At 41.2% G+C, this 5,221-nt stretch carries 3 protein-coding genes and 1 pseudogene; 1 reads left to right on the top strand and 3 read right to left on the bottom strand.

Translation table 11 applies throughout. The annotated features are described in order from the left end of the window. Positions 1-774: 774 nt before the first annotated feature. Entirely contained in the window at positions 775-1,257 is a 483-nt protein-coding gene (locus tag AACV20_RS09220; protein ID WP_046265424.1) for a tetratricopeptide repeat protein, read from the bottom strand. Positions 1,258-2,019: 762 nt separating this feature from the next. Here AACV20_RS09220 and AACV20_RS09215 point away from each other — a divergent pair. After that, positions 2,020-2,256, top strand: coding sequence for an RNA recognition motif domain-containing protein (locus AACV20_RS09215; RefSeq protein WP_013867767.1), 237 nt, complete (start codon positions 2,020-2,022; stop codon positions 2,254-2,256). Between the two features lie 1,314 nt (positions 2,257-3,570). Here AACV20_RS09215 and AACV20_RS09210 read toward each other — a convergent pair. Then, positions 3,571-4,035: pseudogene (locus AACV20_RS09210) on the bottom strand (ASCH domain-containing protein). A 143-nt stretch (positions 4,036-4,178) separates the two neighbouring features. Then, a complete protein-coding gene (locus AACV20_RS09205) occupies positions 4,179-5,159 on the bottom strand; it encodes a hypothetical protein (protein ID WP_249929792.1) in 981 nt (326 codons plus the stop codon). Positions 5,160-5,221: the final 62 nt, after the last annotated feature.

Below are 5,221 nucleotides of genomic sequence, written 5' to 3'. Positions count from 1 at the left end.
TCAACGCGATCAAGAAACAACAAATATGTGATGATTATTTATTGCTTAATTTAAGCCAGAAAACATAGAATTTACCGTTCAATTCCAACTCGATTTAGCTGATAAAAACTCACTTTGCCTAACGCCCGGCTAAGGGGTTGACAACGCACCGCCGGACTCAAAAAACACACCGTAAACACTGAACTTCAATTTTGCACTAAAGTCACCACGCGTTGGCAATCCCTCTTGAGCCGTTTGTTATGCAAATTCAATGGGATAAACTGACATTACACGACCAAAAGCCACAATTGCAATGGTTGAGTGATTCAAGAATCAACCCAAGCAAGAACTGTGATAAATGAGCTGCCAAAACAAAGTCCACCTTTCAACAACAAACCAAGCTTTTGAATGAAACAAACTCAACGAGCGAAATCTTCAACAAGTACGAAATAATCGATTAACTTGCCCTTTCCGCACTTTACACCCACTAAATTCACAACGCGCCAACGCTAAAAATGATTGAGGCAAACCAAGAAACTTGCCTGTTTTACGGTTTGAGTTAACCAAGAATCTGAGGATAAAAGCTCATTTGCCGACAACACAAAACGAATAGCCGGAGAAATCCCAAAAGATTGAACCCCTAAATTCACCTGAGTTGCATAACGCCCAATTAAGGTGTGAAGCACGCTACCACAACACTCAAACTGGACGCCGTAATCACTGAACTAGACCCAAACAAAAAGTGCCAAGCGTGCTGAATCACTCTTAAATTGTTTGTTATAAGCGTGTTTCGTTTTACCACATTCTATCTAAATCTTGTGCGTATAAAGAAATAGCTCGCTGATACTCTTTAATTGCGTCACTGTTCGTGGTTGATACTAAAAGCTCGAGTAGTAATGATGTTGCTTCTTTATGACGTCCTAAGTTGTAGAGACACATGGCATAGAAAGGCTGAACTTCAATAGAACTAGGGTACTCTTTTAGAGTTTGCTCAAAATAGCTTAACGCCTCCGAATACATGCCAAGACTTCGATAGGTACTCGCTAGCCCGAATAAAGCATCGAACCTTTCTACCGACGATAACAGACCTGAAAGAGATGACAGATAATGAGTAACCGCTTCTTGCTCTTTACCTTCGTTGTCGTATGACCAAGCAATTTGCAGGTGAGCCCTAGCAGAATAAGTTTCATCGTTTAACAGCGTTTTTAGCAAAGCTCTCGACTCTTGGTACTTAGCCTCTTTCCGCAATTTAATTGCTTGTTTGATGATACTTTCCATAATTTCCCTCGAAGCTTATAACGCCCGGCTAAGGGGTTGACAACGCACCGCCGAACTTAAAAAAACACACTGTAAACACTAAACTTCAATTTTGCACTAAAGTCGCCAAGCGTTGGCAATCCCTCTTGAGCCGTTTGTTATGCAAATTCAATGAGATAAACCGAATTTATACGACCAAAAGCCACGATTGCAATGGTTGAGTGATTCAAGAATCAACCCAAGCAAGAACTGTGATAAATAAGCCGCCAAAACAAAGTCCACCTTTCAACAACAAACCAAGCTTTTGAATGAGACAAACTCAACAAGCAAGACTTTCAGCAAGTAGAAAGGCTCGATAAACTTTCACTTTCCACACTTTGCGCCCACTTAATTTACAACGCGCCAACGCTAAAACTGATTGAGGCAAACAAAGAACCTTGCCTGTTTTACGGTTTGAGTTAACCACGAATTTGAGGGTAACAATGCTCATTTGCCGAGAATACAAAACAAATGGCCGGAGAAATCCCAAAAGATTGAAACCCTAAATTTCCCTGAGTTGCATAACGCCCGGCTAAGGGGTTGACAACGCACCGCCAGACTCAAAAAACACCGTAAACACTGGATTTCAATTTTGCACTAAAGCCGCCAAGCGTTGGCAATCCCTCTTGAGCCGTTTGTTATGCAGTTTTTTAACCAATACTCAGTATAGAGAACGAATTACTTAGCCAAACTTATCTTTAGCTGCCACAATTCGCACTGTCATTTACTACCAATTGGTTCATCATGAAACTTTTAGTTCGCAATCTATCTCGCTCTACAACTGAACAAGAACTTCGTGTTTTATTCTCAGCTCATGGCTCCGTAGCCGAATGTACGCTTGTTTTAGACCAAGTAACGGGTCAATCAAAAGGCTTTGCTTTTGTCGAAATGCCAAACGAAAACGAAGCTAATGCTGCAATTTCTAGCCTAAACCTTTCTGACGTAGCTAAAAGCAAAATCAGAGTAAAAGCCGCAGAATAAACACCTTATAGACAAAAAGAGTAAAGCTCCGTCAGTTCAAATACATTGGGCTGACGTTTTTTAGTTTCCGTTGAACCTGTAGAACTGCATAACGCCCAATTAAGTGGTGAACAACGCACTGGCCAAGCCGCTGCATTGCACCGTAAAACACTTTACCTGACGCATAGTAAAACTGCCACGCGTTGAGAATCCACTTGAATTGTTTGTTATGTGAATGTAACCGTGAAATCAAAGTAAACCACCGTAGAAATGAAGGAATTTGAATAAGTTACGTGCAAAAACGATGCTGACCAAACCCTAAATTTTACAACGATTTTAGCCAAAGAGAGCCACTTACAGAATCAACAGCAAAGAAAGCGCCCTTTCAGCTACAACAAAACCTTTTGCTTCACCAGACTTTCAGAGCTGAACTTCAACAAGTGAATCAGTCAAAAAAGCATTTCAATTAAAGCGATTTAAAACCAACGAAACTCAACACAAACCAGATCCAAAACTCAATTGAGGCAACCCAAGAACCTTGAAAACGATCAATCTCAAGTTGTTCAAGAATCCATTTCGACCCAGCTAACTTGCCGAAAAAACGGAACGAATTCTCAATGAAATCGTAGAGTTAACCCTAAAAACTCATCAAACACATAACGCCCGGCTAAGGGGTTGACAACGCACCGCCGAACTCAAAAAACACACAGTAAACACTGAACTTAAATTTTGCACTAAAGCCGCCACGCGTTGGCAATCCCTCTTGAGCCGTTTGTTAGCTGCTGCACTTTAGCCGGAGATTTACGACCCAACGGCCTAATTTAAAACACATTATTGCTTTCAAGCGGCAAAGTAAAACGGACAACTTCGAAACTAAAACCTAGCCCACGAAACGCACTTGGCAAAGAAGAAATAACCGAGAAACTGACGAACTTCTAGGACTTTAATTTACAAAGAATTATGTCGAAGAAGCCAACAACCAAGTGCGCGAAATCAATTTAAGCGCGAAAGAGCTTCAAAACCAAAGAAGCCACACCAAAGAAATAAACAAACACACCACTTCCCGTAAACAGACTTCGGTTAGTTCAACCGCTTCACGAACAGTGCCACTGGCGAGATACGCGGAGAAGCGCTGACTTTCAGGTGTAAAGCTAGAGCCTCAGACTAAGAAAAATAAGCGCTTAATTTTATGGTTTTTCTTAACCTCAGCTAACGCCCGCTTAAGGGGCAGACAACGCTACTACCAACTTTCCGCATAACACCGTAATCACAAAAACCAACGCATAGTAAAAATTCCACGCGTTGGCTGTCCCTCTTGAAGCGTTTGTTATGTTTTTACTGATACACGACCTTAAAGTGTTCCAAAACCAATAACATATCCTCACTTGGCTCTATACCTAAATTTTCACATTCACGTGAGAAAAATTTTCAATGAGCATTACGCCACCATTCTAGCGATTTGTCGCCCTCACCCTCACTTGCCGCAAACTCTTCCGTCACTTCGTTGAATCGACAACTTGAGACCGATGTGATCTCAATGATACAAATTGGCTCACCATCCCAGTTTGTGACCACTTGAAGGTGACCAACTATAGGTAATACTTCGCTTTCGTGGCTATACCAATATTCCATGCTGCATGATGCACGTTTCTCGCCACGTAGAATTAAATCTGCACATAGATTTGCGTTATACTCATCTGCGCAAAAGTAATCCGAACTAAATGATGTATATTTTTCAGACACTTCACTAGGTAAAGTTCGAAGGTACTGCTGTAAAAATAACTGACTCTTTTCTTCCATGATTCTCTGAACCTGATTAAAAACTATAACGCCCGCTTAAGGGGCAGCCAACGCTACTACCAACTTACCGCATAACACCGTAATCACAAAAACCAACGCATAGTAAAAATGCCGCGCGTTGGCTGTCCCTCTTGAAGCGTTTGTTAGCTTTTACTTGCGGCTGTCGCTGCTTGAACACCGGTACGGATGATCTCAACTACTTTTGTACTTTTTTCAGTAGTACTACTATCAACATTTAGGTAACCAGTGGCACTTTCATTAAAGATTGCCCTTGTGGTTTCAACCAAAACAGCATCCCTAACAGAGTCATCATCAGTCGCTTTAACAAATGCTTGGAAGGTCTTAAGTGAGTTACCTTTAAATTTATTTGCTGCTGCCTGATGCTTAGTTGCTTTATACATATTACCACACCACAATGTCGCCATTATTAGTAGAACTAATATCAGAACCTTTGAAGAAATAAACTGAATAGCCTTAGCCACACTTGAGATATCTGGGTCTGAGAATAAAAAGTACAGTGCAAAGGCTAGCGATATAGCAGCTAAACTAACCGTTGCCTTTAGCCAGATTTTAGCCTGCACTTCTAACGTGGAAGATTCTTGCTCAAAATCAGCAGTGAAGTGAGCTACACCTGCACTTGCGGAAGCCTCTCTAGCTGCTTGGATAATTGATTCTATTTCACCACTCTTTGCTTTGGTTTCAACTTCTGCGTTTTCCAAAAGTTTTTTGGCTTGTGAGACTGAAGTGGTTAACTGTTCAATATTATTCTGAATCTCACCTTTTTGGTATGCCAAGTATGGGACATAAATATGAGCAAATTTATAAAACTGATCGACTTGTGTCTGGACCTGATTAATGTATTGATCTCGAACACCCGAAGGATTTTCCTGTTCAATCGTATATTCACGAATATTTTTTACTGTACTGCGTATAGGCGTCCCTTGAGCAACCATTTGCTGAGCGATATCACTTGGCAATTGTTCCAATGGAAGAACTTTGAAATGATTACATAACGCATAAAGACGAGTTAAATCAGCTTTCGCCTTTTCAAAATTTATACTGTCGAGTAGACGACACCTGTTACCAAGTGTCGCCCCTCTAAGAACCCAGCGTGCAACTTTCACCGCACTAGGCTCAAGCCTTCACGAAGGCACCAGTTGGCACCCAGCAACTTACAAAGCAGTGA

It is taken from the genome of Vibrio sp. B4-6 (assembly GCF_963888245.1).
In the GTDB taxonomy this organism is placed as follows: domain Bacteria; phylum Pseudomonadota; class Gammaproteobacteria; order Enterobacterales; family Vibrionaceae; genus Vibrio; species Vibrio anguillarum.
The sequence above is the reverse complement of the archived record's forward strand: the minus strand, read 5'-3'. Positions and strand labels throughout refer to the sequence as shown.

Excerpts from the sequence above, each read along its gene's own strand:
- AACV20_RS09220 (WP_046265424.1), bottom strand. The coding sequence starts at position 1,257 with ATGGAAAGTATCATCAAACAAGCAATTAAATTGCGGAAAGAGGCTAAG.
- AACV20_RS09215 (WP_013867767.1), top strand. The coding sequence starts at position 2,020 with ATGAAACTTTTAGTTCGCAATCTATCTCGCTCTACAACTGAACAAGAA.